This window comes from Streptomyces sp. NPDC101152 (genome assembly GCF_044768275.1).
Lineage (GTDB): Bacteria > Actinomycetota > Actinomycetes > Streptomycetales > Streptomycetaceae > Streptomyces.
On sequence record NZ_JBIWPO010000008.1, the window covers coordinates 271,175 to 296,048 of the forward strand.

The 24,874-nt window shown below is 71.5% G+C and carries 20 protein-coding genes; 4 read left to right on the top strand and 16 right to left on the bottom strand.

Going from position 1 to position 24,874, the window contains the following annotated elements; all coding sequences use genetic code 11:
* Position 1: 1 nt before the first annotated feature.
* Positions 2 to 1,597 carry an acyl-CoA carboxylase subunit beta gene (locus ACIRVK_RS14175; RefSeq protein WP_404246614.1) on the bottom strand — a complete coding sequence of 532 codons (1,596 nt, stop codon included), beginning with the start codon at positions 1,595 to 1,597 and terminating at the stop codon, positions 2 to 4.
* A gap of 338 nt (positions 1,598 to 1,935) precedes the next feature.
* Here ACIRVK_RS14175 and ACIRVK_RS14180 point away from each other — a divergent pair, with 338 nt between their 5' ends.
* Positions 1,936 to 2,487: a YceI family protein gene (locus ACIRVK_RS14180; protein WP_404246616.1), complete on the top strand. Its 552-nt coding sequence runs from the start codon at positions 1,936 to 1,938 to the stop codon at positions 2,485 to 2,487.
* 68 nt (positions 2,488 to 2,555) lie between these two features.
* Here the strand turns inward: ACIRVK_RS14180 and ACIRVK_RS14185 are convergent, their stop codons facing one another.
* On the bottom strand, positions 2,556 to 3,146 hold the full coding sequence (locus tag ACIRVK_RS14185; RefSeq protein WP_404246618.1) for a YdeI family protein: 591 nt from the start codon (positions 3,144 to 3,146) through the stop codon (positions 2,556 to 2,558).
* Positions 3,147 to 3,155: 9 nt separating this feature from the next.
* Positions 3,156 to 4,250: an FUSC family protein gene (locus ACIRVK_RS14190; RefSeq protein WP_404246620.1), complete on the bottom strand. Its 1,095-nt coding sequence runs from the start codon at positions 4,248 to 4,250 to the stop codon at positions 3,156 to 3,158.
* A 62-nt stretch (positions 4,251 to 4,312) separates the two neighbouring features.
* On the opposite strand from ACIRVK_RS14190, the gene ACIRVK_RS14195 reads away from it, so the two are divergent.
* Positions 4,313 to 4,756 carry a MarR family winged helix-turn-helix transcriptional regulator gene (locus tag ACIRVK_RS14195; RefSeq protein WP_404246622.1) on the top strand — a complete coding sequence of 148 codons (444 nt, stop codon included), beginning with the start codon at positions 4,313 to 4,315 and terminating at the stop codon, positions 4,754 to 4,756.
* A gap of 22 nt (positions 4,757 to 4,778) precedes the next feature.
* Here the strand turns inward: ACIRVK_RS14195 and ACIRVK_RS14200 are convergent, their stop codons facing one another.
* The 12 genes from ACIRVK_RS14200 to ACIRVK_RS14255 all read right to left on the bottom strand — a co-directional run bounded on the left by ACIRVK_RS14200 (position 4,779) and on the right by ACIRVK_RS14255 (position 21,590).
* Complete coding sequence (locus ACIRVK_RS14200) at positions 4,779 to 6,152, bottom strand: hypothetical protein (RefSeq protein ID WP_404246624.1); 1,374 nt, start codon at positions 6,150 to 6,152, stop codon at positions 4,779 to 4,781.
* 58 nt (positions 6,153 to 6,210) lie between these two features.
* The gene (locus tag ACIRVK_RS14205; protein WP_404246626.1) at positions 6,211 to 9,219 is read right to left on the bottom strand and encodes a glycoside hydrolase family 3 N-terminal domain-containing protein; all 3,009 of its coding nucleotides are present in this window, start codon (positions 9,217 to 9,219) and stop codon (positions 6,211 to 6,213) included.
* A gap of 139 nt (positions 9,220 to 9,358) precedes the next feature.
* On the bottom strand, positions 9,359 to 10,963 hold the full coding sequence (gene cimA / locus ACIRVK_RS14210; RefSeq protein WP_404246628.1) for a citramalate synthase: 1,605 nt from the start codon (positions 10,961 to 10,963) through the stop codon (positions 9,359 to 9,361).
* Positions 10,964 to 11,257: 294 nt separating this feature from the next.
* Complete coding sequence (locus ACIRVK_RS14215) at positions 11,258 to 12,346, bottom strand: hypothetical protein (protein WP_404246630.1); 1,089 nt, start codon at positions 12,344 to 12,346, stop codon at positions 11,258 to 11,260.
* Positions 12,347 to 12,469: 123 nt separating this feature from the next.
* The gene (locus ACIRVK_RS14220; protein ID WP_404246632.1) at positions 12,470 to 13,069 is read right to left on the bottom strand and encodes a TetR/AcrR family transcriptional regulator; all 600 of its coding nucleotides are present in this window, start codon (positions 13,067 to 13,069) and stop codon (positions 12,470 to 12,472) included.
* A 9-nt stretch (positions 13,070 to 13,078) separates the two neighbouring features.
* Positions 13,079 to 14,116: an agmatine/peptidylarginine deiminase gene (locus tag ACIRVK_RS14225; protein ID WP_404246634.1), complete on the bottom strand. Its 1,038-nt coding sequence runs from the start codon at positions 14,114 to 14,116 to the stop codon at positions 13,079 to 13,081.
* An 11-nt stretch (positions 14,117 to 14,127) separates the two neighbouring features.
* Complete coding sequence (locus ACIRVK_RS14230) at positions 14,128 to 15,837, bottom strand: urease subunit alpha (RefSeq protein ID WP_404246636.1); 1,710 nt, start codon at positions 15,835 to 15,837, stop codon at positions 14,128 to 14,130.
* Positions 15,834 to 16,529 (bottom strand): urease subunit gamma, encoded by a 696-nt coding sequence (gene ureA / locus ACIRVK_RS14235; protein ID WP_404246638.1) that lies wholly within the window; start codon positions 16,527 to 16,529, stop codon positions 15,834 to 15,836. The genes ACIRVK_RS14230 and ureA overlap by 4 nt, the downstream gene beginning before the upstream one ends.
* A gap of 119 nt (positions 16,530 to 16,648) precedes the next feature.
* Complete coding sequence (locus ACIRVK_RS14240) at positions 16,649 to 17,950, bottom strand: KamA family radical SAM protein (protein WP_404246640.1); 1,302 nt, start codon at positions 17,948 to 17,950, stop codon at positions 16,649 to 16,651.
* A gap of 14 nt (positions 17,951 to 17,964) precedes the next feature.
* Positions 17,965 to 19,035, bottom strand: a complete 1,071-nt coding sequence (locus ACIRVK_RS14245) for a hypothetical protein (RefSeq protein WP_404246642.1) — start codon at positions 19,033 to 19,035, stop codon at positions 17,965 to 17,967.
* Positions 19,036 to 19,202: 167 nt separating this feature from the next.
* Entirely contained in the window at positions 19,203 to 20,291 is a 1,089-nt protein-coding gene (locus tag ACIRVK_RS14250; RefSeq protein ID WP_404246644.1) for a branched-chain amino acid aminotransferase, read from the bottom strand.
* 255 nt (positions 20,292 to 20,546) lie between these two features.
* On the bottom strand, positions 20,547 to 21,590 hold the full coding sequence (locus ACIRVK_RS14255) for a 3-isopropylmalate dehydrogenase (protein ID WP_404246646.1): 1,044 nt from the start codon (positions 21,588 to 21,590) through the stop codon (positions 20,547 to 20,549).
* A gap of 142 nt (positions 21,591 to 21,732) precedes the next feature.
* Here ACIRVK_RS14255 and ACIRVK_RS14260 point away from each other — a divergent pair, with 142 nt between their 5' ends.
* Positions 21,733 to 23,292 (top strand): purple acid phosphatase family protein, encoded by a 1,560-nt coding sequence (locus tag ACIRVK_RS14260; RefSeq protein ID WP_404246648.1) that lies wholly within the window; start codon positions 21,733 to 21,735, stop codon positions 23,290 to 23,292.
* A 90-nt stretch (positions 23,293 to 23,382) separates the two neighbouring features.
* Here the strand turns inward: ACIRVK_RS14260 and ACIRVK_RS14265 are convergent, their stop codons facing one another.
* Positions 23,383 to 23,514, bottom strand: a complete 132-nt coding sequence (locus ACIRVK_RS14265) for a hypothetical protein (protein ID WP_115905715.1) — start codon at positions 23,512 to 23,514, stop codon at positions 23,383 to 23,385.
* Positions 23,515 to 23,828: 314 nt separating this feature from the next.
* On the opposite strand from ACIRVK_RS14265, the gene ACIRVK_RS14270 reads away from it, so the two are divergent.
* Complete coding sequence (locus ACIRVK_RS14270) at positions 23,829 to 24,776, top strand: NADP-dependent oxidoreductase (protein ID WP_404246650.1); 948 nt, start codon at positions 23,829 to 23,831, stop codon at positions 24,774 to 24,776.
* Positions 24,777 to 24,874 lie beyond the last annotated feature (98 nt).

A 24,874-nucleotide genomic window follows, 5' to 3' on the forward strand; every position in this document is an offset into this window, starting at 1 on the left:
GTTACTGCGGGGGGTTGCCGTGCTTGCGGGAGGGCAGGTCGGCGTGCTTGGTCTGCAGCATGGCCAGGGAGCGGATGAGGATCTCCCGGGTCTCGGTCGGGTCGATGACGTCGTCGACCAGGCCGCGCTCGGCGGCGTAGTACGGGTGCATCAGCTCGGACTTGTACTCCTTGACCATGCGGGCCCGCATGGCCTCGGGGTCCTCGGCACCGGCGATCTGCCGACGGAAGATGACGTTGGCGGCACCTTCGGCGCCCATCACGGCGATCTCGTTCGTCGGCCAGGCGTAGGTGAGGTCCGCGCCGATGGACTGGCTGTCCATGACGATGTAGGCACCGCCGTACGCCTTGCGCAGGATCAGCGAGATCCGCGGCACGGTCGCGTTGCAGTAGGCGTAGAGGAGCTTCGCGCCGTGGCGGATGATGCCGCCGTGCTCCTGGTCGACGCCCGGGAGGAACCCGGGGACGTCCAGGAAGGTGACGATCGGGATGTTGAAAGCGTCACACATCTGGACGAAACGCGCAGCTTTTTCCGAGGCCTCGATGTCCAGGACACCGGCGAGGGTCTGGGGCTGGTTCGCCACGATGCCGACGACCTGGCCGTCCAGCCGGGCCAGCGCGCAGATGATGTTCCGCGCCCAGCGCTCGTGGACCTCCAGGTACTCGCCGTCGTCGACGATCTCCTCGATGACCTTGGCCATGTCGTAGGGCCGGTTGCCGTCGGCCGGGACCAGGTCGAGGAGGACCTCGGAGCGGCGGTCGAGGGGGTCCGTGGGCTCGACCCGCGGGGGGTTCTCGCGGTTGTTCTGCGGGAGGAGGGAGAGGAGGTAGCGGACCTCCGCGATGCAGGTCTCCTCGTCGTCGTACGCGAAGTGGCAGACGCCGCTGGTCTCCGCATGGACGTCGGCGCCGCCGAGGCCGTTCTGGCTGATCTCCTCGCCGGTGACGGCCTTGACCACGTCCGGGCCGGTGATGAACATCTGCGAGGTCTCGCGGACCATGAAGACGAAGTCGGTGAGGGCGGGGCTGTAGGCGGCGCCGCCCGCGCACGGGCCGAGCATCACCGAGATCTGCGGGATGACGCCGGAGGCCTTGGTGTTGCGCTGGAAGATGCCGCCGTAGCCGGCGAGGGCGGAGACGCCCTCCTGGATGCGGGCGCCGGCGCCGTCGTTCAGGGAGACCAGGGGGGCTCCGGCCGCGATGGCCATGTCCATGATCTTGTGGATCTTGGTGGCGTGGGCCTCGCCCAACGCGCCGCCGAAGATGCGGAAGTCATGGGCGTAGACGAAGACCGTGCGACCCTCGACGGTGCCCCAGCCGGTGATGACGCCGTCGGTGTGCGGCTTCTTGGCCTCCAGGCCGAAGCCGGTCGCCCGGTGCCGGCGCAGTTGCTCGACCTCCCGGAAGGAGTCCGCGTCGAGCAGCAGCTCGATGCGCTCCCGCGCGGTCAGCTTGCCCTTGGCGTGCTGCGCCTCGGTCGCCTTCTCGCTCGGCCCGGCCAGCGCCTGCGCACGGATCTCGTGCAGCTCGGCGACCCGCCCCCGCGCATCGGTCGGCTCGCTCGTCGACTCACCCGGCGCCTCATCCAAAACGGTCATGTAGCGACCTTACGAAGGACACCAAGGAAAGCGAGCCGTCGACTCCGTACAGTCTCCGGACCGTTTTCCTGGTACCCCTGAACAGAACCCCGGCGGCATGCAGGCGTTCCGACTGCTCAGGGGGCCTTGGCCTTGTAGGGGTCGTACAAACCCGTCGGCCGAGAGAGACCTCACATCGACGCGTCGAGCGGTTCACCCGTTCGGGGGATCCGCCCAGGAAGAAGGGTAGCGGCCCCCCTCGTAACACTTCGCGAATGATCTTGAAACCGCAAGGGAATAGGTCTACGGTCGTTCCCGTTGACTAGTTCAAGTTTCAACATCACACCGAGGAGCATGTCATGGCGAACGACCTGACCGCGCTGACCGGCGACTACACCATCGACGCCGCCCACTCCACCATCGGCTTCACCGTCCGGCACGCCATGGTCACCAACGTCAAGGGCAAGTTCGACGAGTTCAGCGGGACACTGCACCTGGACGGCGACGACCCGTCCGCGTCCACCGCGTCCGTCGACGTCAAGATGGACAGCATCGACACGGGGTCCGCGGACCGCGACGGCCACCTCAAGAGCGCCGACTTCTTCAAGACCGACGAGTTCCCGACCATGACCTTCCGCTCCACCAAGGCGGAGTCGCTCGGCGGCGAGGACTACCGCATCACCGGTGACCTGGAGATCCTCGGCACCACCCGGCCGATCAGCATCGACCTCGAGTTCAACGGCGCCGCGAAGGACCCCTTCGGCAACGAGCGGGTCGGCTTCGAGGGCAAGGCCGAGATCAAGCGCTCCGAATGGGGCCTGACCTGGAACGCGGCGCTGGAGACCGGCGGCGTCCTGGTCTCCGACAAGATCAAGCTGAACTTCGACATCTCGGCGATCAAGAACGCCTGAGCCGCACAGCACCGGCCACCCGGGCGCCCGCCCGCTCCAGCACCGGAGGACGGCGGGCGTTCGGCGTTTCAGCCTTCTTCTGTACGGTCTTCTGTACGGAGCTGTGAGACCGCCGCCGCCAGCCGGGCCGCCCGGCCCTTCGGGGTACGGGTCGTCAGCAGCCCGAGGATCAATTGGTACCGCTCCGTCCGGCTCAGGGCGCCGAAGGCCGCCCCGGCCTCGGGGTGCTGGGCCAGGGCCGCCGCCAGGTCGTCGGGGACCTCGGCCTCCTTCTGCGACGCGTACGCCGCGGCCCATCGGCCGTCCGCCTGGGCCGCCGTCACTTCCGCGAGGCCCGCAGGGCGCATGCGGCCGGCCGCGGTCAGCTCCGCCACCCTGCGTACGTTGACCATCGACCACAGACTGCGAGGCCGGCGCGTGGTGATCAGCTGCAGGAAGTACGAGGCGTCGAGCGCCTTGCGCTGTCCCGTGATCCACCCGTGGCAGAGGCAGACGTCGTTCACCTCGGACCAGTCGACCGAGACGAGGCCCGAGCCCTTCTTGGCGACCTTCACCCACAGACCGGGGTGCGGGACGACGTGGCGAGCGGCGGCGAGCCACGCGTCCAGCTCGGCGACGGAGGCGAAGGGCAGCGCGGCCCGGGTGTCGGGAGAGGTCATGTCAGGAACCTATGCGGGCGGTAGGACGGAATCTGTCCTAGTGGCGGCCTCGCTCGGCCCTAGGACGACCTTGGCCGTGGTGGTCCTGCGCCGCACCGGCAGCAGCCACCACGCCGAGGCCACCGACAGGGCCGCGCCGACGGCGATGCCCTCCAGGCGGGTCGGCAGGAGCTGCTGGGCGTTCTGGCCGAAGTAGCCGAGCAGGAGGGAGAGGGCGCAGGTCATGCCGGCGGCCCAGTAGGCGTAGCCGAGGGGGCGCAGCCACAGGGCGACGGTCAGGACGGCGAACATCAGCGCCACGGCGGCGTGCCCGGTGACCCCGGCCACCGCCACGGCCCCCGCGAGCAGCGTGCCCGCGCACGCCCCGGCGAGCCGCTCGATCCCCTTGCGCAGGACGTCCCCGCGGCCCCGGTTGCCGCTCGCGGCGACGTACGCGGTGAGGACGACCCAGGGCCAGTGGTGGTCGAAGAGCAGGGTGCCGAGGGTGAAGGCGGCGGCGATCCCGGCGGCCATCTGCAGGGCCATACGGGTGCTGGGGCGGGGGTGGAGGCGGGAGGGGCGGCGCGGCGGCTCGGGGGCCGGTTCCGCGCGCCACGGTCCGAACCGGTCGCCGAGCGCCTGCACAAGCCAGACGCAGGCGCAGGCCAGCAGGCCGATCAACGCCGACCAACCCCAGGTGACCAGGCCGCTCTGCGCCTCGGGCGGCAGCGCAGGGCCCGGGACGACGAGGAGGGCGACGAGCGGCAGCGTCAGCAGCGTGCCGATCTTGGTGGCGAGGGGGCCGAAACGGCGAATCCAGATGGCCAGCGCCATCCAGACCGTGTAGACGGCGGCGCCGAGCGCGTAGTGGGAGACGATCAGGCGGCCGAGGAAGATCGAGACGCCGGCGGTCGCGGGCAGCAGCACCAGCGAGGTGAGCCGACGGCGGGTGTCGGCGGTGCGCTGGGTGGAGGACAGGGTGAGGGCCAGGGCGACCGCGAGGACCAGCACGTCGGTGTGGAGTCCGGCGGCTCGCTCCAGCAGCAGGGCGGTGCCCCAGCAGAGCAGCACAGCGGCCATGGTCAGCACCGCTTCGTACGCATTGCGTATTAGTTTGGCGGTCACTCGCCCACAGTACGGGCATAGAGGTGAGCGAGATAGTAAATTAACGCGTACGATTCCTGCCCATGGATCACCTTTCCGAGGCCGCCCGGATCCGGCGTGGTGTGCTCCGGTTCAACCGTCGGCTGCGGCAGGAGCGCGGGGACGGGAGCCTCAGCGCCAACCAGCTGACGGTGCTCGGTCATCTGCGTCGGCACGGGCCGTCCACGCCCGGTGAGATCGCGGCGGCCGAGCGGCAGCGTCCGCAGTCGCTGACCCGGGTGTTCGCGGAGCTGGAGGCGGAGGGACTGGTCCTGCGGGCGCCGGACACGACCGACCGGCGCCAGTCCGTGCTGTCCCTGACCGAGGCGGGGCGCCGGGCGCTCGAGGACGACATGGCGCAGCGGGACGCGTGGCTGGCCCGCGCCCTGGGAACGCTGGGCGAGACGGAGCGGGGGGTGCTCGCGCTGGCGGTGGAGGTGATGGAGCGGCTGGCGGACGCGGAGGTCCCCGGGCCGGGGGAAGGGTGACCCCCGCCGGAAGCCGGCCCGATCAGAAGCCCCCGCCGAAATCGCCTCCGCCGCCCCCGCCGCCGAAGTCCCCTCCCCCGTCGCCGAAGCCGCCGCTGAAGTCGCCGGGGTCGAAGTCCGCGCCGGAGACGTCCCCGCCGTCGTAGCCGCCGCTGCCGTAGTCACCGAAGTCGCCGTAACCCGCGCCGTAGTCGGCCGCGTAGGACGGGGCGGCCATCATGCTGCCGAGGAGGGTGCCGACCAGGAGGCCGGGCAGGAGGCCACCGCCGAAGTAGCCGCCCGCCCAGGGGCCGTAGGCCGGCCCGGCGTCCCAGTAGGGGCGGCGGCCGTAGTCGGAGTCGACCTCGCGGATGACGGGGTCGCGGCCGTCGGCGAGACGGGTGGCGTCGGCGGCGCAGACCGGGACCTCACGCGGGGCGCCGCCCGGGGGCGTCCAGGTGGCGTCGGTGACGGACGGGCCGTGGCGCGGGTCGAAGAAGCAGGGCGGGCGGCGTTCGGGCAGGGGGCGGCCCTCACGGCGGGCGGCGAGCTGGGCGAGGCTGAAGCGGCCGTCCTCCAGGGCCTGGGTGACGGGCCGGACGTCCTCGGGCTTCTGTGCGGCGGCCATGGCGGACTTCGCCTGTTCGTAGGCGTCCAGGGCGCGTTCGTAGTCGGCGCGCATCGCGTCGTCCGCGCCCGCCTCCGCCGGGTGGAAGTCGAGCCGGTCCAGTTCCTCGCCGAAGGCCGTGATGTCCTCGTCGACGACGACACGCAGCCGCTCCAGGGCGGCCCGCTGCTCCTCGGCCCGCCGGCGCCGGCTCCGCCGCGCCAGCGCGTACGCTCCCCCGCCGCCGGCGACCAGCAGCGCGCCCACCGTGATCAGCGCGGCGGCCGGCACCCCGCCGCCGGAGGAGCCGGAGCTCCAGCTCGCGGGTGCCGAACCACCCATGTTGGCGAGGGCACGGCCGGCGAAGTCGGTCAGCTGGGTCTTCGCGTCCTTGTCCGACTGCACGCTGGTGACGAGGTTCTGCACGGCGGTGCGTGGCAGGACCGAGGAGTCGGCGCGGGCGTCGAAGCGGTCGCCCAGGCGGATCGCGTACAGGCCGGTGACGCCGGTGGCCGTGCGGAGGTTCTGGAAGAGGTTCTGCGTGGGGTAGCCGGCCGGGAGGACGGCGACGAAGAGGGGCTTGTCGGCGTCCCTGATCTCCCGGGCGAGCGCGGCGGCGTCCGTCGTCGACAGCTGCCCGGAGGCGCCCGGATCGACATAGACGGGGCTCTTGCGCAGCGCCTCGGCGATCGTGGACACACTGGTCGCGGCCGAGGCCTGCGAGGGGCCCGCCGGCAGTACGGTCAACGCGGCGAGCGCCAGGGCCAGCAGCAGCCCTGGGAGGCTTCGGGTCCATGCGACGGCCTTCATGGTTCGAAGCTACCCGAAGCCTCCCAAAACTGGTCATCCCTGCAGGTGGTGGCCTCCCTCAGTCGGCCCGGTAGGCCACGATCAGCTTCTGGACGGCCGCCCCGTACCGTCCGGTGAGCGACAGGTGGTCCGCCTCGGCGAAGGGCTTCGCGACCGCCGCCGTGATGTCGCCGCCCACCTTCTCCTGGACGATGAGCCGGGCCTTGGTCACGAGCACGCGCCCTGCCCGGTCGGCTCCCGCCCTCTCGGCGGCGGCAGCGGCCACCGCGAGCGCCTTGAGAGCGGCTTCACCGCCTCCCGGCACCTTGGTCAGGGTCGTGAGGCCCCAGCCGTACGGGAACTGCGGGTCGTACGAGGCGTCGCCGACGTTGATCGGCAGCTGCGCCTCCGACTTCGGCCAGGTGACGGGGAGTTGCCCGGTGAAGGGCCGCTTGCCGTACAGGACGTCGGCCACCCCGTCGCCCTCGGTGCCCGGCAGCCAGGACGCCACCAGGGCGTCGATCTTGCCGAGCCGGTCGCCGATCAGCTGGGGACGCCCGGAGACGATCAGCACCGCGCACCTCATCGCCGCGCACACCTTGTCGACGGCGGCCTGGTCGGCGGCCGACAGCTGCAGCGTGTGCCCGTTGCCGACGTCTCCGACGCCCTCGGCGTACGGGGTCTCACCGACGACGACCACGCCGACGTCGTAGCCCGCCGTGGGCGCGGAGGCGTCCTTGGAGTAGGCGACGTTCCCGTCCTTGCGCATCGCGTCGAGGATGGTGGTGCCCTGGGTGTGGGTGCCGGAGGCGCCCTGCCAGGTGATGGTCCAGCCGCCGGTCTGGTTGCCGAGGTCGTCGGCGTTGGACCCGGCGACGTAGACCTTCTGGTTCTTCTTCAGAGGCAGCACGCCGTGGGAGTTCTTCAGCAGCACCTGCGACTCGGCGGCCGCCTGCCGGGCGACGGCCCGGTGCGCGGCGGAGCCGATCCGCGAGGCGTTGCGGGTGTCGGCGTAGGGGTGCTCGAAGAGGCCGAGCCGGAACTTCTGGGTGAGGATGCGGGATACGGCGTCGTCGATCCGCTTCTGAGTGACGCGCCCGGCCTGTACCTCGGCGATGAGCTGCGCGGTGAAGTCCTTGTACGCGTACGGCACCATCATCATGTCGACGCCCGCGTCGACGGCCGTGCGGACGTGGGCGGAGTAGTCGCCGGGGAGCTGGTCGATGGCGTTCCAGTCGCTGATGACGAACCCGCCGAAGCCCATTCGGCCCTTGAGCACGCCGTTGATCATGTCGCCCCGGGCGTGCATCTTCACCGGGCCCTGTCCGTCGCCGAGGATGTCGAGCGAGGAGTACGACGGCATGACGGTGCCGATGCCGCGGTCGACGGCCGTCTGGTACGGCGCCAGGTGGACGGCCTCCAGCTGCTGCCGGGTGACCTTGGTGACGCCCTGGTCGATGGTGTAGGTGCCGGTGGTGGAGGAGCCGTACGCGGTGCCGCCGTCGCCGACGAAGTGCTTGGCGGTGGCGAGGACCTTGTCGTCGCCCTTCAAGTCCCGGCCGTTCGGGGCGCCTTGGAGGCCCTGGATGATCGTCTCCATGGACTGGACGAGCGCCGGGTCCTCGCCGAAGGACTCGTAGGCGCGGCCCCAGCGTTCGTCGCGGGAGACGCAGAGGCAGGGGGCGAAGTCCCAGGGGATGCCGGTGGCACGGACCTCGCTGGCCGTCACCGCGCCTGTCCTCTGGGCCAGTCGGGGATCGCGAGTGGCCCCGATGCCGATGTTGTGCGGCATGATCGTGGCGCCGGCCAGGTTGTTGTGGCCGTGGACGGCGTCGACGCCGTAGATCAGGGGGACCTGGAAGCGGGTCGCCTGCGCCCGGAGTTGGAAGCCGTCGATCATCTTCGCCCAGGCCGCGGGGGTGTTGGGCGTGGGCGTGGAGCCGCCGCCCGAGAGCAGCGAGCCGAGGTCGTACGTCGCGACGTCGGCGCCCTCGCCGACGGCCCCGCGTTCGGCCTGGGTCATCTGGCCGACCTTCTCCGCCAGGGACATCCGGGAGAGCAGGTCGGCGACGCGCTTCTTCACCGGCAACTTGCTGTCCAGGTACGGCAGTCCGTGCGCGTCGACGACGACCTGGGGGGTCTCGGCGGGCGGCTTGGCCCCGGTGACCGTGAGCTTGAGGGGGATCGTCTCGGCGGGCTCGGCGGACTTGTCGCGCAGGGTCGGTACGTGGATGGTCCGCGTCGTGCCGGAGGCCGTACCGGCGGGGAAGGTGAGGGTTCCGGTGACGGGTGTGTAGTCCTTGCCGGGCTCGGCGGTGCCGCCGCTCGTCTCGTACGTGACGGTCACCGGGTCGGCGACGGGGGCGGAGCCGGTGGTGGCGAGGGTGACCTTGACCGTGGCCGTACCGCCCTGCTTCACCGGATAGACGGCGGCGTCCGTGGTGACGGAGGCACGCAGGGACTGGTCCGCCTTGCCGTACAACTCGACGTCGTCCATGGCGAACCTGCCCTTGACGCCGACGGGGAGTGTGACGGCGTACCCCCACATCTGGGTGAGTCCGAGGACGTGGTCGATGCCGCCGACGGGCTGGTAGTCGGTGCGGTAGACGAAGTCGGTGAAGGGGAGCTCGACCTGCTTCCAGCCGGTGAAGTCGTCGGTGAAGGAGGTCGTCCAGAGTTCGGAGGCCTCGCCGTTCGCGCCGCCGTCCCTGATCTCGAAGGCGACCTTCTTGCCGTTGTCCTGGCCGTCCCACCAGAAGCGGATGCCCTGGTGGGCGGACCAGTCGTGCGGGGGCTGGTTCGCGGCGAAGTCGTGGGTGAAGCCGCCGTAGCCGCTGATGTCGTAGGTGCCGGTGAGGACCTTGGCTCCCTCGGGGGCGTCGGCTCTCGCGGTCAGCTGGAGGGTGGGCGGGTCGTCGGTGTCGCCGCCCCAGGTGAAGATGCCCTCGGCGGGCTGGGAGGCGAAGGGGACCTCACCCTCGAAGCGGTCGACGGGGACCGGGGGCGGATCGTCGGCCGCACGGGCGACGGCGAGGGGCAGCAGGGCGGTGAGCAAGGCGGTGGAGACGAGCAGGGCGGTTCTTCGCATGCAACTTCCCCCTTGACTCTGGTGACTTACCTCACACCGTGAGTTAACTGGCGCCCCAGAGCCCCGTCAAGGAGGCCCGGCGTGATCCCGCCGCCGCGCGGTACCGCCCGCGCGGCGGGGCACCACCCCTGCGTCCGGCCTACTCCGCCGGCTCGACGCCCGCCCGCAGGAGACCGTAGGTGTACGCGTCCTCCAGGGCCTGCCAGGACGCGGCGATGACGTTCTCCGCCACGCCCACCGTGGACCACTCGCCGGAGCCGTCGGAGGTGGAGATCAGGACGCGGGTGGTGGACTCGGTGCCGTGGACGCCCTCGAGGATGCGGACCTTGTAGTCGACGAGGTCGAGCTTGGCGAGCTGGGGGTAGATCTTCTCGAGCGCCACCCGCAGGGCCCGGTCGAGGGCGTTGACCGGGCCGTTGCCCTCCGCGGTGGCGACGATGCGCTCGCTCTTGGCCCACAGCTTGACCGTGGCCTCGTTGGCGTGGGTGCCGTCGGGGCGGTCCTCGACGATCGCCCGCCAGGACTCGACCTGGAAGTAGCGCAGGGGCTTGCCCTGGACCTCCGCACGCAGGAGGAGTTCGAACGACGCGTCGGCCGCCTCGTAGGTGTAACCCTTGAGTTCGCGTTCCTTGACGCGTTCCACGACGCGGCCCACCAGCTCGCGGTCGCCGCCCAGGTCGACGCCGAGTTCCTTGCCCTTGAGCTCGATCGAGGCGCGGCCGGCCATGTCGGAGACCAGCATGCGCATGGTGTTGCCGACCTGCTCGGGGTCGATGTGCTGGTACAGGTCCGGGTCGACCTTGATCGCGGAGGCGTGCAGGCCGGCCTTGTGGGCGAAGGCCGAGACGCCGACGTAGGGCTGGTGGGTGGAGGGGGTGAGGTTGACGACCTCGGCGATGGCGTGCGAGATCCGCGTCATCTCGCGGAGCCTGCCCTCGGGGAGGACCTTCTTGCCGTACTTGAGTTCCAGGGCGGCGACGACCGGGAACAGGTTGGCGTTGCCGACGCGCTCGCCGTAGCCGTTCGCCGTGCACTGGACGTGGGTCGCGCCCGCGTCCACGGCGGCGAGGGTGTTGGCCACCGCGCAGCCCGTGTCGTCCTGGGCGTGGATGCCGAGCCGGGCGCCGGTGTCGGCGAGGACCGTGGAGACCACGGCCTGGACCTGCGCCGGGAGCATGCCGCCGTTGGTGTCGCAGAGGATGACGACCGAGGCGCCGGCGTCGGAGGCCGCGCGGACGACCGCCTTCGCGTACTCCGGGTCGGCGCGGTAGCCGTCGAAGAAGTGCTCGCAGTCGACGAAAACGCGGCGCCCCTGCGAGGCGAGGTAGGACACCGTGTCGCGGACCATCTCGAGGTTCTCGTCGAGGGTGGTGCGCAGGGCGAGTTCCACATGGCGGTCGTGGGACTTGGCGACCAGCGTGATCACCTCGGCGCCCGAGTCCAGGAGCGCCTTGACCTGCGGGTCCTCGCTCGCCTTGGCGCCGGCGCGGCGGGTCGCGCCGAAGGCGACGAGCTGGGCGTGCCGGAAGTCGATCTCCTGGCGGGCGCGGGCGAAGAACTCGGTGTCGCGTGGGTTGGCGCCGGGCCAGCCGCCCTCGATGAAGCCCACGCCGAAGTCGTCCAGGTGCCGTGCGATCGCGAGCTTGTCGGCGACGGTGAGGTTGATGCCCTCGCGCTGCGCGCCGTCGCGCAGGGTGGTGTCGAAGACGTGGAACGAATCGTCGAGCTCGCTGGTTTCGGTCATGGTGTCAAGGCTCCTGTTTTGGATCTCGGTCTGTACCGGAATGACCGGCTCCACCGTCCCCCAATGATCCCTCGCGCTGTGCCTCCGGCTGAAGGTGGGCCAGAAAAGCGAAAAACCTCTCGCGGGTGCGAGAGGTCTGCGCGCGGGTCGAGGACGACGGTGTCCGCCCGTACCTGGTCGTACGTGGCGGTCACTGCGGACCGGCGCGCCTGCTGCCAATAATCGTGGCGAACGAGAGCACGGAGGCAGTTTGGCACAAGCCACCCCCGTGCGACCCGTCGTCTCAGGATTCGGTCAGGGGATGCGCTGGACGAAGACGTCCGTCACCCCGTTCGTGTCACCCGGCACCAGGTCGGACTCCGCCGAACCGAACACCACCGCCGGCCTGCCGCCGGCCAGGGAGTCCGGGCCCGCCTGGGCGTCTGCCGGGAGGACGGCGCCGAGCCGGCCCGTCCGCAGGTCGTGGACGCGCAGGCCGTCGGCGCCCGCCACGAGGGCGTACCGGCCGTCCGCCGTGGCCGCGTACGCGCGCCCCTCGGCCACCCGCCGGGACACACCGGTGCGCAGGTCGTGGACGTACACCCCGTTCTCGGCGTTGAACAGGACACGGCGGCCGTTCGCGGTGATCCGGACCAGCTCGGCCGCGCCGAGTCCCGTGTCGGCCTGGACGCGCTCGCCCGTCACCAGGTCCTTGACGAAGATGTCGGCCGGGTCCTGTTCGCTGCCCTCGAGTTGGTAGGCGACCCGCTCTCCGTCGCCGCTCACCGAGGCCGCCGGCTTCGCGCCCTCCCCGGGTGGTGAGACCAGTACGTCGGTGCCGGTGACCGTGTCCCGTACGTACACCAGCCGGAAGGCCTGGGAGCCGTGGCGGTTGCCGATGGTGTACGCGACGTGCCTGCCGTCGGGGCTGATCGACTGCACGCGGCCCATCTCGTTGAAGCCGGGCGGGTTCTGCGGCCACAGCCGCTCGGAGCGGCCGGTGGCGCGGTCGTACAGGTAAGGGACCAGGAACCGGGTCCCGGCGGAGTAGCCGACGCGGCTCCCGTCGGCGCTCGGCATCGGCGAGGAGTACAGATAGCCGGGACCGAGGTCGATCCGGGTGAGCCCGCCGCCGGGCAGGTCCTTCACGAGCAGGCACGGGTGGAACTCCGCGCAGCCGAGGTTCGGCGCGGTCGACACGAACGTCACATGGCGGCGGTCGGCGCTGATCGCGGAGTCGTCCGACGGCCCGTCGGCCTGGGTGCCGTCGGCGGCGGTGCTGACCCGCTGGACGCGCGGTGCGTGGTGCGGTGTCGCGGACGCCGTGGTCGCGGTGAGCGCGAGCACCAGCGCCGCGCCCAGGACGAAGGCGGCCGGTCTGTGACATGCGGCGGCTGTGGACATGGTCCCCCCTGTGGTCCCCGTTGACGCGCCACCCCCGGCCCCGCGCCGAGGGCTCCCCCGAAGGCAAACGCACCGGCCACCACAGGGTCAATCCGCCGTACTGCGTACAACTCGGGCGGAAGGTCAAGCGTCCGCGCGGAGGCTCTCGTCCAGGAACTCCCGTACGTGGCCGAGGACCCGCGCCCGGTCCCAGCCCCGCAGGCCGACGGCCACCTGCAGGGAGAAACCGTCGAGCAACGCCCGCAGCCGGGTGGCACAGCGGTCGGGGTCGACCGGCCGGAACTCGCCCTTCGACACCCCTTCCGCGATCAGCGCCACCAGGTCGCGGTGCCAGACGCCCTCGATCGCGGCCTGCCGGTCGCGGGCGTCGTCGTCGGCGTTCCGCGAGCGGTTCCACACCTCCAGCCACAGGATCCAGTGCGGGTCGCGGTGCCCGTCGGGAACGTAGAGATCCACATAGGCGTCGATCCGCTCGCGGACCGTGCCGGTACGGCCCAGCAGGCGCCCGCGCTCGACGCCGAGCCGGCCCTCGCTCCACTCCAGGGTGCGCAGCAGCAGTTCGTCCTTGGTGCGGAAGTAGTAGACCAGGTGCCCGCTGCTCATACCGACCGCACGGCCGAGGGCCGCCATGGTCAGCTTCTCCAGACCGAGCTCGGCGATCATGTCCATGGCCGCCGCGAGGACGTCCTCGCGGGGCGGCGCCTGTCTGCGCCCACCGGCCATGCGCTGCTCCTAGATCTTCGGTTGCTGCTGAGTGATGCAGTGGATGCCACCGCCGCCGGAGAAGATCGTACGGGCGTCGACCAGCGTCACCGTCCGCTCGGGGAACAGCCGGCGGAAGATGCCGGCCGCGATCTCGTCCCGCGGGTCATCGAAGGCGCAGAGCACGACACCGCCGTTGCAGAGATAGTGGTTGATGTAGGAGTAGTCGGCCCAGTGGCCGTCGGCCTCCAAGGCGGTGGGGGCGGGCACCTCGACGACCTCGAGCCGTCGGCCCCGCGCGTCCGTCTGCGCCTTCAGGAGCCCGATGATCTCCTTGCTCACCTCGTGGTCGGGGTGCGCCGGGTCGGGCTGGGAGTGCGCGACCACGACGCCGGGGCGGGCGAAGGCGGCCACGATGTCGACATGGCCCAGGGTCCCGTAGCCGTACGGAGGGTAGTCGCCGGTCAGACCGCGCGGCAGCCAGATGGCCTTGCGGGTGCCGAGGTGGGCGTGGATCTCCGCCTCGACCTCCTCCCGCGTCCACCCCGGATTGCGCTCAGGACCGAGCTGGACCGTCTCCGTCAGCAGGACGGTGCCCTCGCCGTCGACATGGATCGCCCCGCCCTCGTTCACCAGCACGGAGGCGTACGTCCTCGCGCCCGCGAGGTCGCCGACGTACGCGGCGATCTTCGCGTCGTGCTCCCAGCGGGCCCAGTGCTGGGCGCCCCAGCCGTTGAACCTCCAGTCCACGGCGGCCAGTTCACGGCCGTCGGTGAGGAAGGTCGGCCCGATGTCCCGCATCCACGCGTCGTCGAGCTCGCGCTCGACGGTGTCGACGCCGGGGCCGAGCAGCGCCTGCGCCGCCGCCGACTGACCGGGGCCGCACACCACCGTCACCGGCTCGAACCGGAGGACCGCGCGGGCGACGGAGGCCCAGGCGATGCGGGCGGCGCGGAGGTCGTCCGGGTCGTCGAAGGTGGGGTTGGGTCCCGGCCAGGCCATCCAGGTGCGCTCGTGCGGGGTCCATTCGGCGGGCATGCGGAAACCGTCGGCGGCGGGTGTGCTCATGTCCGGGGTCCTTAGAGGAAGTACAGGCGGTTGAGGGAGACGGAGTCGGCGGGCTCGGAGCGGATCGGCTCTCCGTCGAGGGTGACCAGACCCGTCCGCCGGTCGACGTCGACGGCTCCGGTACGGGAGTTGAGCCGCAGGTCGGCGGGGCCGATCCCGCGGGTGCCGCGGACGGCGACCCTGCGCCGCCGGGTCGGCAGGCGGTCGCCTCCCTGGTCCAGGGCGGCCTGCGCGACGAACGCCACGGAGAGGTCGGCGGGCGTGGCGCCGTGGGCCCCGAACTGCGGTCCCAGGACCAGGGGTTCGCAGGTGTCGGTGGCCGCGTTCGGGTCGCCGACGACGCCGTACGCCGGGAAGCCCGCCTTCAGCACCAGTTGCGGTTTCGCGCCGAAGTACTCCGGGCGCCACAGCACGATGTCGGCGAGCTTGCCGACCTCGATCGAGCCGACCTCGTGCGAGAGGCCGTGCGCGATGGCGGGGTTGATGGTCAGCTTGGCGAGGTAGCGCAGGACACGCTCGTTGTCGTGCTCGTCCGGGGCGCCGAACTCGGCCTTCATCTTCCCGGCCATCGCGAGGGTGCGGCGCACCGTCTCGCCGGCCCGGCCCATGCCCTGCGCGTCGGACGAGGTGATGCCGATCGCGCCCAGGTCGTGCAGCACGTCCTCGGCGCCCATGGTCTGGGCACGGATGCGGTCACGGGCCATGGCGGCGTCGCCGGGCAGGTCGGGCTTGAGGTCGTGGACGGAGACGATCATGCCGTAGTGCTCGGCGACGGCGTCCCGGCCGAAGGGCAGGGTGGGGTTGGTGGAGGAGCCGATGACGTTGGCGACCCCGGCCATCTTCAGGACGTTGGGGACGTGTCCGCCGCCACAGCCCTCTATGTGGAAGGCGTGGATGGTACGGCCCTCGAGGACGGCCAGGGTGTCCTCCACCGACAGGCACTCGTTCAACCCGTCGCTGTGCAGGGCCACTTGGACGTCGTGCTCCTCGGCGACCCGCAGGGCCGTGTCCAGCGCCCGGGTGTGGGCGCCCATGTCCTCGTGCACCTTGAAGCCGCTCGCGCCGCCCTCGGCCAGCGCCTCGATCAGCGGGGCCGGCTCGGACGACGAACCCCGGCCCAGGAAGCCGATGTTGACCGGCCAGGCGTCGAAGGCGTTGAACGCGTGCCGCAGCGCCCACGGCGAGTTGACCCCGACGCCCCACACCGGCCCGAACTCCTGCCCGATGATCGTGGTGACACCGGAGGCGAGGGAAGCCTCCATGATCCGTGGCGACAGCAGGTGGACGTGGGTGTCCACGGCCCCCGCGGTGGCGATCAGCCCCTCGCCGGACACGATGGACGTGCCCGTGCCGACCACGACGTCCACCCCGTCGAGGGTGTCCGGGTTCCCGGCCCGTCCGATGGCCGATATCCGCCCCTCCCGGATCCCGATCGACACCTTGCGGATCCCCTGCACGGCGTCGATGACGACGACGTTGCTGATGACGACGTCACACGTCTCCCGCACGGCGGCGGCCTTGAGGTGCAGCCCGTCGCGGGCGGTCTTCCCGAACCCGGCGAGGAACTCGTCGCCGTAGCGCTGGGAGTCCGACTCGACCCGCACGGTCAGGCCGGAGTCACCGAGCCGTATCCGGTCGCCGGCACGGGGCCCGTGGGTGGCGGCGTACTCGTACGGGGTGAGGTGCCGGGCCTCGGCGGGGTGGCCTCCGGGACGGCTCATCGGACCACCTCCTCGTCACGGACCCCGCGGTAGCCGCAGGCGGCGGCACGCCGCAACGCCTCCTCGCGGGCGCCGGGCGCGTCCAGGGGGCCGTCGACCAGTCCGGCGAAGCCGATGGCGACGCGGGCGCCGCCGATCGGGACGAGGCCGACCTCCAGCGACTGGCCCGGGGCGAACCGCACCGACGACCCGGCGGGCACGGCGAGCCGCATGCCGTAGGCCTCGGCGCGCGGGAAGTCGAGGCGCGGGTTGGCCTCGAAGAAGTGGAAGTGGGAGGTGACGGAGACCGGCACGGTCGCGGTGTTGGTGACGGTGAGCCGCACGACCGCCTCCGGGTCGGTGTGCTCGGGCCCCGGCAGCAGGGCGCCCGGCGCCGCGTCGCCGAGGCCGCCGCCGATCGGGTCGCCGACCACCGCGAGCCGCGAACCGTCGTCGAAGACGGCCTCGACGTGCACCTCGGTGACGATGTCGGCGACGCCGGGCAGCACGTCGTCCGGGCCGAGGACGGACCGGGCGCGTTCGATCGCCTCGGCGAGCCTGGCGCCGTCGCGGGCGGCCTCGCACACCGTGTCGGCGATCAGCGCGGTCGCCTCGGGCACGTTGAGCCTGAGCCCGCGGGCCCTTCTGGCGCGGGCCAGCTCGGCGGCCCCGAACAGCAGCAGCCGGTCGCGTTCCGTGGGGGTGAGTCGCATGCCGGTCCCTCCTTTCGAGCGTCACTCTAAAGGAGAGGTGTCGTGTGGAGAAGAGCGGGGACAGAAGCAGCGAGGCAGCGTGTTGAGCGTCACTCAAACAAAGCCGGACGGCGGTGCCCTCAGCCCGCCTCAAGCCCCGGCAGGAACCGGCTCGCCCCGAACGCCGGCTTCAGGTCGGTGAACCAGGTCGCGCCCTCGTCGTAGGCCGCGAAGAACGGCCGGTCCACGAGGTCCGGGTCGCGGGCCTGGATGAGGTGCAGGACGAAGACCTTCTCGCCGGCCACCTCCGCCACACCGTCCACGCAGACCTTGCCCGGCATCGCCGACATGACCGGACCGCGGACGGTACGGGCCAGGCCGGAGACGCGGGCGTAGGCGTCCCGGAAGATCTGGTGGCCGCGGTACAGGGGGACGCCGAAGTAGCCCTGCGGACCGGTGTCCCGCTCCACGAACTGGTAGTACGGCACCGCCCCCAGCGTGGTGGTCTCGTCCCACAGCTCGGCCCATGCCTCCGCGCTGTCGTTGATGCCGGCCACCAGCGGACCCTGGCAGCGGATCACCGCGCCGGTGTCGCGCACGCGCCGCATGGCCTCCCGTACGACGGCGGGCCGCAGTTCCTGCGGATGCGTGAAGTGGGCCATCAGCGCGAGGTGCCGGCCGCTCGCGACGACCTTCTCGAACAGGCGCAGCAGGTCGTCGGCGTCACGGTCGGTGGTGAAGCGGTACGGCCAGAAGGCGAGGGACTTGGTGCCCAGACGGACCGAGCGGACCGTGTCGATCTCCAGCAGCGGCTCCACGTACCGCCGCAGCACCTCCGTGCTCATCACCAGCGGGTCGCCGCCCGTGACGAGGGTGCCGGTGACCTCGGGGTGGGCGCGGAGGTAGGCGGACGTGGCCTCGATGTCGTCCGTCGCGATGCGCAGGTCGGCCTCGCCGACGAACTGCGGCCAGCGGAAGCAGTACGTGCAGTAGGCGTGGCAGGTCTGGCCCTGGCGCGGGAAGACCAGCACCGTCTCCGGGTACTTGTGCTGCAGCCCGGTCAGCCGCCGCCCCTCGTGCACCGGCACGTTGGCGTCCAACTGGCCGGAGGGGTGGGGGTTGAGCCGCATCCGGATCTCGTGCGCCGCCCGCAGCACCTCGCCCCTGGGCGCCTCACGGACCAGCAGCCCGGTCATCCGGCGCAGGTCGGGCGCGGGCAGCATGCCGGCCTGCGGGAAGGTGAGCCGGAAGATCGGGTCCTCGGGCACGGCCGACCAGTCGATGACCTCGTCGACGACGTAGGCGTTCGTACGGAACGGCAGGACCGCCGACACCGCGCGCAGCGCGAGCCGCTGATCCGCCGTCAGGGGCACGCGCTGCAGCAGGCCGTCCAGGTCACGGGGCGTGAAGGCGCGAAAACGTGGGTGGTGCGCTGAACTCATGGTGCCGGGGCCCTCTATTCCGTGACCAGGACCGTAGGCGGCCGCAACTCGACGAAGGCGGCCGCCTGCGCATCGTACTTCTCCGCGAAGTGCTGGATGAGCCGCTCGTGCAGCTCACTGCGGTCGTCGACGACGATCACCTCGTGGGCCTCGGCCCGGCTCAGCGCCTCGCTGTGGGCGGAGAGTTGGTCGAGGCGGCGCCGGGCGAGGTAGGTGACGAGGTCGGGCGCCTCGACGTACAGACGGTCGTCGACGAAGACGAACCGGCAGCTGAACTCCCGGCGGCCGTCGGCCGCGTCGACCAGGGTGACCGGCAGTCGGGTGAACCGTTCCATCGGCTTGCCCTGCTGCCACAGCTCGTCGAACCGCTGCTCGACGAAGGTGCCGAGCGGGGAGCGGACCGCGACCTCCAACTGGACGCCCTCGCCGGAGAGCCGGCCGACGGTGAGGAAGGAGACCAGGCAGCGCTCGTCCCAGCGGTAGAGGGTGACGCCGGGCGAGGTGGAGCAGAGGCGTACCTCGAGCAGGTTGCGGGAGTGCTCGTCGAGCCGCCCGGCGAAGTGGTCGAGGGTGCGCAGGTTCCGCATGATGTCGCGCCGGATGTCGGCGCTCTGCTCGCCGAGTTCACGACCGCGCAGGATCACCGCGAGGGAGTCGGGGTCGAGCAGCAGGATCTGCACGCGGGCGCCGTGCGCGGTCGCGGAGCGGACACCGCGGAAGAGCCGCTCGGAGAACTGCGGTCCGAACAGGTTGGAGAAGGTGTCCAGCACCTTCACGTTGGACGTGGAGCCGTACACCTGCGCCGCGAACCACTCGTAGTCCAGGCGGGTGTGCTCGCGCACCCGGCCCTCCTGGGCACGGGAGATGAGCGGGCCGATCACGAAGACGGTGATGACCACGCCGAACAGGTCCGTGCCCAGGTTGAGGGCGAGGTTCTCGCCGTAGCTGTCCATGCCATGGGCCCGCCACAGCAGCAGCCCCGCAACGGCCGCGAGCAGCACCAGCGCCGTGAGGCTCTGCGGCCGGCGCGGGGTGCGTAACGCCCGCATCAGCCACCGCAGTCTCGGTATCGGCCCGCCGCTCACCGCGCTCTCCTCCCCCGTGTCCCCCGTGGACCGCGGAATCAGTGGATACCCGCACGAGGGAGGCGATACGCGCGGAACCGGCGGCCGGTCCGTCGTGGCCGGTCGCGCGGTTCCACCGCGCCCCTTCAGAAGCGCGGTGGAACCGCATCTGATGTGGTCAGGCCCGCTCAGCCGAGGCGGTGCATCCAGCCGTGCTTGTCCTCGGCGGTGCCGCGCTGGATGTCGAGCAGGGCCTCGCGCAGCCGCATGGTGACCGCACCGGGTTCGCCGGCCACCTGCTGCCACTCGGCGCCCTCGCGCTTGACCGTACCGACGGGGGTGATGACCGCCGCCGTGCCGCAGGCGAAGACCTCGGTGAGGGTGCCGTTCTCGGCGTCGGTCTGCCACTGGTCGATGGAGACGCGGCCCTCCTCGGCCTCGTAGCCGAGGTCGCGGGCGACGGCGAGCAGGGAGTCGCGGGTGACGCCCTCCAGGATGGAGCCGGTCAGGCTCGGCGTGATGATCTTGTTCCCGTACACGAAGTACAGGTTCATCCCGCCGAGTTCCTCGACCCACTTGTGCTCGACCGCGTCGAGGTAGCAGACCTGGTCGCAGCCCTTGGCGGCGGCCTCGGCCTGGGCGAGCAGGGAGGCCGCGTAGTTGCCGCCGGTCTTGGCGTCGCCGGTGCCGCCGGGGACCGCGCGGACGCGGTTCTCGGAGAGCCAGATGGTGACGGGCTTGACGCCGCCGGCGAAGTAGGCGCCGGCGGGGGACGCGATGACCAGGAAGAGGTACTCGTTGGCGGGCTTGACGCCCAGGCCGACCTCGGTGGCGATCATGAAGGGGCGCAGGTAGAGGGACTCCTCGCCGCCGTGCGGGGGCACCCAGGCGTTGTCCTGCTGGACCAGGACGTCACAGGCCTCGATGAACGTCTCGACCGGCAGCTCGGGCATGCCGAGGCGGTGCGCGGAGCGCTGGAAGCGCTCGGCGTTCTTCTCCGGGCGGAAGGTGGCGACCGAGCCGTCGGGCTGGCGGTAGGCCTTGAGGCCCTCGAAGATCTCCTGCGCGTAGTGCAGGACCGTGGTCGCCGGGTCGAGGGAGAGCGGGGCGTACGGGACCAGTTGGCCGTCGTGCCAGCCCCGGCCCTCGGTCCACTTGATCGTCACCATGTGGTCGGTGAAGTGGCGGCCGAACCCGGGGTTCGCCAGGATCGCCTCGCGCTCGGCGACGGCGAGCGGGCTGGCGGAGGGCTTGAGTTCGATCGTGGGCGTCGTCATGAGTGGTTGTCCTTCACCGGTTGTGTGTGACGGGCCGCGCTCACATCCGTGACTGTCAGTGGCCAGTGCTAGGACGTCCGAGCATTCCCTCATTCCGCGGCTCCACGTTCGATTATCTCAAGCGGGATCCGTGGACGAAAACGGCGTGAAACGCGACCCAGGGATGATGGTGGCACCCGGCGGGGACATAGCGAAAGCCGCCGGGTGCGGATGCGACCCGGCGGCTTCGAGAGGCTTGCGAGAAGCGGCGGGGGGTCAGCCGGCTACTCGTACGGCCAGCGCGTCGCCGATCTCCGACGTGGAGCGGGCGGGCTTGCCGGTGCGCTCGGCGAGGTCGGCGGAGACCGCCTCGTCGATCCGGGCGGCCTCGGCCTCGTAGCCGAGGTGACGCAGGAGCAGGGCGACGGACAGGACCGTGGCGGTGGGGTCTGCCTTGCCCTGGCCGGCGATGTCCGGGGCCGAGCCGTGGACGGGCTCGAACATCGACGGGAACTCTCCGGACGGGTTGATGTTGCCGGAGGCGGCCACGCCGATGCCGCCGGAGACGGCCGCGGCGAGGTCGGTGATGATGTCGCCGAAGAGGTTGTCGGTGACGATCACGTCGAAGCGGGCCGGGTCGGTGACGAGGTAGATCGTCGCCGCGTCGACGTGGATGTAGTCGGTGGTGACCTCGGGGAACTCCTCGGCCACCTTGTTGAAGGTGTTCGTCCACAGGTGTCCGGCGAAGGTCAGCACGTTGTTCTTGTGGACCAGCGTGAGCTTCTTGCGCGGACGGGCCTGGGCGCGGGCGAAGGCGTCCCGGACGACCCGCGCGACACCGAAGGCCGTGTTCACGGAGACCTCGGTGGCGACCTCGTGCTCGGTGCCCTTGCGGATGGTGCCGCCGTTGCCCGTATAGGGGCCCTCGGTGCCCTCGCGGACGACCACGAAGTCGATGGCCGGCTCGCCCTTCAGGGGCGTGTCGACCCCAGGGAGCAGCTTCGACGGCCGCAGGTTGACGTGGTGGTCGAAGGCGAAGCGGAGCTTGAGCAGGAAGCCGCGCTCCAGCACACCGGACGGGACCGACGGGTCGCCGATGGCGCCCAGCAGGATCGCGTCGTGCTTCTTGAGGGACTCGAGGTCGGCGTCGGTGAGGGTCTCACCGGTGGCGTGGTAGCGCCTCGCGCCGAAGTCGTAGTCCTGGGTCTCCAGCTTCACATCCTGCGGAAGGACGGCGGAGAGGACCTTCAGACCTTCGGCCACGACCTCCTGGCCGATGCCGTCACCGGGGATCACTGCGAGATTGATGCTGCGAGACATGTCGGTACCCTACCCCTCGTCCCATGGGATGACATGGCCTGTCCGTCATGCGGACAGCCGCAGCGGGCGGAGCGCCGCCCCGTCACCAAGCCTTCACCCTTGCCCCTGGCGGCCGTTGGCATTCGCTGGGAAGTTGCCCACCATGGACCTACCGGACTTCGGCATCCCGCCCCGGCTCGCGCGTCGGATGAGCATGGCCGAGCAGCACGAGTACCTGCGGACGAAGCTGATGCCCCGCCGCACTCTGGTGACGGCGGGCGCGGTGGCGGCCGGCGGGCTGCTGAGCGGCTGCGACGGCGGATCGGGAGCGCGCGGAACGTCCCCCACGCCCTCGGCCCCGGCCGTGCACGGCTCCTTCGTCGCCCCCTTCGGCCGCCACCTCGCCTTCGGCGCCGACCCGAGGACGCAGATGCGGGTGTCCTGGCAGGTACCGCTCGCGGTGCGCAGGCCGTACGTCCGCGTCGGCGCGAGACCCGACGACCTGGGCCACCGGATCGAGGCCGAGGTCCGCGGCCTGCACACCCCGCCCCTCCCAGGCGGGCGACCGGCGCTGCAGCAGTACTACCTGCACGCGGCCCTCGACCGGTTGAGCCCCGGCACGACCTACTACTACGGCGTCGGCCACGACGGCTTCGACCCGGCCGACCCTGCCCACCGCTCGACGATCGCCGCCTTCCGCACCGCGCCCGCCAGGCCCGAGCGGTTCGTCTTCACGGCCTTCGGCGACCAGGGCGTCAGCCATGCGGCGGCGGCCAACGACCGGCTCCTCCTGCGCCGTCGGCCCGCCTTCCACCTCCACGCCGGCGACATCTGCTACGCCGACACCGGCGGCCAGGGCAGGACGTCGGACGGCTACGACCCCGCCGCCTGGGACCGGTTCCTCCGGCAGAACGAGCCGGTCGCGCGGACGGTCCCCTGGATGGTGACGACCGGCAACCACGACATGGAGGCCTGGTACTCCCCGGACGGCTACGGCGGCCAGCTGGCCCGCTGGTCCCTGCCGGAGACCGGCTTCGACGCGCGGACAGCGCCGGGGGTGTACGCGTTCACCTACGGCAACGTCGGCTTCGTGGCGCTGGACGCGAACGACGTGTCGTACGAGATCCCCGCCAACCTCGGCCACACCGGCGGGAAGCAGACGCGGTGGCTGGACGACAAGCTGACCGAGCTGCGCGCGAGCAGGACCGTGGACTTCGTCGTCGTGTTCTTCCACCACTGCGCGTACTCGACGTCCTCGCACGCCTCCGACGGCGGGGTGCGCGCCGAGTGGCTGCCGCTGTTCGACCGGCACCAGGTGGACCTGGTGATCAACGGCCACAACCACGTGTACGAGCGGACGGACGCGATCCGGCGCGGCGAGGTGGGCAGGGCGGTCCCGATCGGCGCGTCCACGGACCCGACCAAGGACGGGACCGTGTACGTCACGGCGGGGGGCGGCGGCCGGGATCTGTACGGCTTCCCCGCGGGCGTGCCGGAGAGCTACGAGGGTCGGGTGACGCGCCACGACCCGGTGCCGACCTTCGGCTGGACGAAGGCGCAGGCCCGGCAGCCGGAGACCGTGGAGTGGTCGCGGGTGCGCTACCGGGGGTTCTCACTGCTGTCCGTGGAGGCGGAGGGCGGCACGCGGCCGGTGCTCAGGGTGTCGGCGCTGGCGCAGAGCAGTGCGCGCGTCGATCACTTCGAGGTGCGGCGCGGGACATGAGCCCGCGCCGCACCCCTTGGGGGTCCCTCCCGCTCGAGCGAAGTCGAGAGTGGGGGAGGGTGCGGCTCCCGGCTTGAGTGGTATTTCCGCTCAGTGGCCCGTCGAACCGCCGTTGTCCCTGCGGTCCAGGGCGCGCTGGAGGGCGGCTGCGGCGTTCTTGCGGTCGGACTCGCTCGTGCGGGAGAGGTGACGGACTCGGCGGCGTGCGGTCGTCTCGGCCATGGTGAATCGACTCCTTCGACATCAGGGAGTGCGGAAAGGGGTTACGAGACGCCGGAGGGCGGGGAGCGCAGCCGCAGGGGTTGCCTGCACAGGGCGCGCTCTCGACCGCCATTCGCTGGGTCGAGCGAGACGTTCGGCTTCTACAAAGCTAAGCGAGGAGGCCCGGTCTGTCTCCACAATTACTCGGACTTCCTACTATCTGAGACGGCTCCGCGGAAGACGCTGGTGCGGACGGCTGCCCGACGGCCGCACCGGTGCCCGTCCCGGACCGGCTGCGTCACGATGGAGAAAGGCGGCCCTGAAGGGAGACCCCGATGACCACGGAACAGCCCCGCATCCAGGTGATCACCCAGCGTCGGTTCGGCGGGCCCGAGGTGCTGGAGATCGAGGAGCGGCCCTGTCCGGTGCCCGCGCCCGGCGAGGTGCTGGTGCGGGTACGGGCCGTCGCGGTCGACGCGGACGACCCGCCGGCGCGTTCCGGGACGGCCCCGCTGTACGGCGGCCCCCCGTTCGTCCTGGGCCACGACCTCTCCGGCGTGGTGGCGGCGACCGGCGCGGACGTCACCCGTTTCCGCCCCGGCGACGAGGTCTTCGGCAGGATCGACGCCGGAGCGTACGCCACCCACGTCACCGCATCGGCCGCCCACCTCGCCCCGAAGCCCGCCGCCCTCGACCACACCCACGCGGCCGCCGCCCCGACAGCCACGCTCACGGCCTGGCAGGCCCTGATCGAGGTCGGCCACGTGGGCCCCGGGACCCGGGTGCTGATCCACGCGGCGGCCGGCGGCGTGGGGCACGCTGCGGTGCAACTGGCCCGGGCGGAGGGCGCCCACGTCATCGGCACCGCCCCCGCCGACCGGCACGCCTTCCTGCGCGAGTCGGGCGCCGACGAACTGATCGACCCCACCACCGCCGACTTCACCGAAGCCGTGTACGACGTCGACGTGGCCCTCGACCTGATCGGTGGCGACTTCGGCCCGCGTACCCTCGTCACCCTCCGCCCGAACGGCCTGCTGGTCTCCGCGGTCCCCGGCGACCTGGGCCTTTCGCCGGAGGACGTCGAGGCCCGCGGCATGCGCTTCGCGCTCGTCCAGGCGGCACCCTCCGGCGAGCGCCTCGCCCGGATCGCCCCGCTCCTCGCGAGCGGCCGCATCCGCGTCCACGTCAGGGCGGCGCTGCCCTTCGCGGAGGCGGCCAAGGCCCACGAACTCGCCGAGGCGGGCCACACCGGGGGCGCCCTGGTACTGGTCCTGCCGGACTAGTACCGCGGCACTAGTAGACTGTCGCGACTAAGTGTCTTTCTGGTTGGTGGAGTTGGGGTCGGGCAGGCTTCGTATGATGCTTGCGTTCGGCCGGGCAG

What these genes read in the sequence shown, in the direction of transcription:
- ACIRVK_RS14260 (WP_404246648.1), top strand. Translation starts at nt 21,733, where the DNA reads ATGGACCTACCGGACTTCGGCATCCCGCCCCGGCTCGCGCGTCGGATG.
- ACIRVK_RS14180 (WP_404246616.1), top strand. Translation starts at nt 1,936, where the DNA reads ATGGCGAACGACCTGACCGCGCTGACCGGCGACTACACCATCGACGCC.
- ACIRVK_RS14220 (WP_404246632.1), bottom strand. Translation starts at nt 13,069, where the DNA reads ATGGCCGGTGGGCGCAGACAGGCGCCGCCCCGCGAGGACGTCCTCGCG.
- cimA (WP_404246628.1), bottom strand. Translation starts at nt 10,963, where the DNA reads ATGACCGAAACCAGCGAGCTCGACGATTCGTTCCACGTCTTCGACACC.
- ACIRVK_RS14250 (WP_404246644.1), bottom strand. Translation starts at nt 20,291, where the DNA reads ATGACGACGCCCACGATCGAACTCAAGCCCTCCGCCAGCCCGCTCGCC.
- ACIRVK_RS14255 (WP_404246646.1), bottom strand. Translation starts at nt 21,590, where the DNA reads ATGTCTCGCAGCATCAATCTCGCAGTGATCCCCGGTGACGGCATCGGC.
- ACIRVK_RS14215 (WP_404246630.1), bottom strand. Translation starts at nt 12,346, where the DNA reads ATGTCCACAGCCGCCGCATGTCACAGACCGGCCGCCTTCGTCCTGGGC.
- ACIRVK_RS14230 (WP_404246636.1), bottom strand. Translation starts at nt 15,837, where the DNA reads ATGAGCCGTCCCGGAGGCCACCCCGCCGAGGCCCGGCACCTCACCCCG.
- ACIRVK_RS14175 (WP_404246614.1), bottom strand. Translation starts at nt 1,597, where the DNA reads ATGACCGTTTTGGATGAGGCGCCGGGTGAGTCGACGAGCGAGCCGACC.
- ACIRVK_RS14270 (WP_404246650.1), top strand. Translation starts at nt 23,829, where the DNA reads ATGACCACGGAACAGCCCCGCATCCAGGTGATCACCCAGCGTCGGTTC.
- ACIRVK_RS14225 (WP_404246634.1), bottom strand. Translation starts at nt 14,116, where the DNA reads ATGAGCACACCCGCCGCCGACGGTTTCCGCATGCCCGCCGAATGGACC.
- ACIRVK_RS14240 (WP_404246640.1), bottom strand. Translation starts at nt 17,950, where the DNA reads ATGAGTTCAGCGCACCACCCACGTTTTCGCGCCTTCACGCCCCGTGAC.
- ACIRVK_RS14185 (WP_404246618.1), bottom strand. Translation starts at nt 3,146, where the DNA reads ATGACCTCTCCCGACACCCGGGCCGCGCTGCCCTTCGCCTCCGTCGCC.
- ACIRVK_RS14265 (WP_115905715.1), bottom strand. Translation starts at nt 23,514, where the DNA reads ATGGCCGAGACGACCGCACGCCGCCGAGTCCGTCACCTCTCCCGCACG.
- ureA (WP_404246638.1), bottom strand. Translation starts at nt 16,529, where the DNA reads ATGCGACTCACCCCCACGGAACGCGACCGGCTGCTGCTGTTCGGGGCC.
- ACIRVK_RS14195 (WP_404246622.1), top strand. Translation starts at nt 4,313, where the DNA reads ATGGATCACCTTTCCGAGGCCGCCCGGATCCGGCGTGGTGTGCTCCGG.
- ACIRVK_RS14200 (WP_404246624.1), bottom strand. Translation starts at nt 6,152, where the DNA reads ATGAAGGCCGTCGCATGGACCCGAAGCCTCCCAGGGCTGCTGCTGGCC.
- ACIRVK_RS14205 (WP_404246626.1), bottom strand. Translation starts at nt 9,219, where the DNA reads ATGCGAAGAACCGCCCTGCTCGTCTCCACCGCCTTGCTCACCGCCCTG.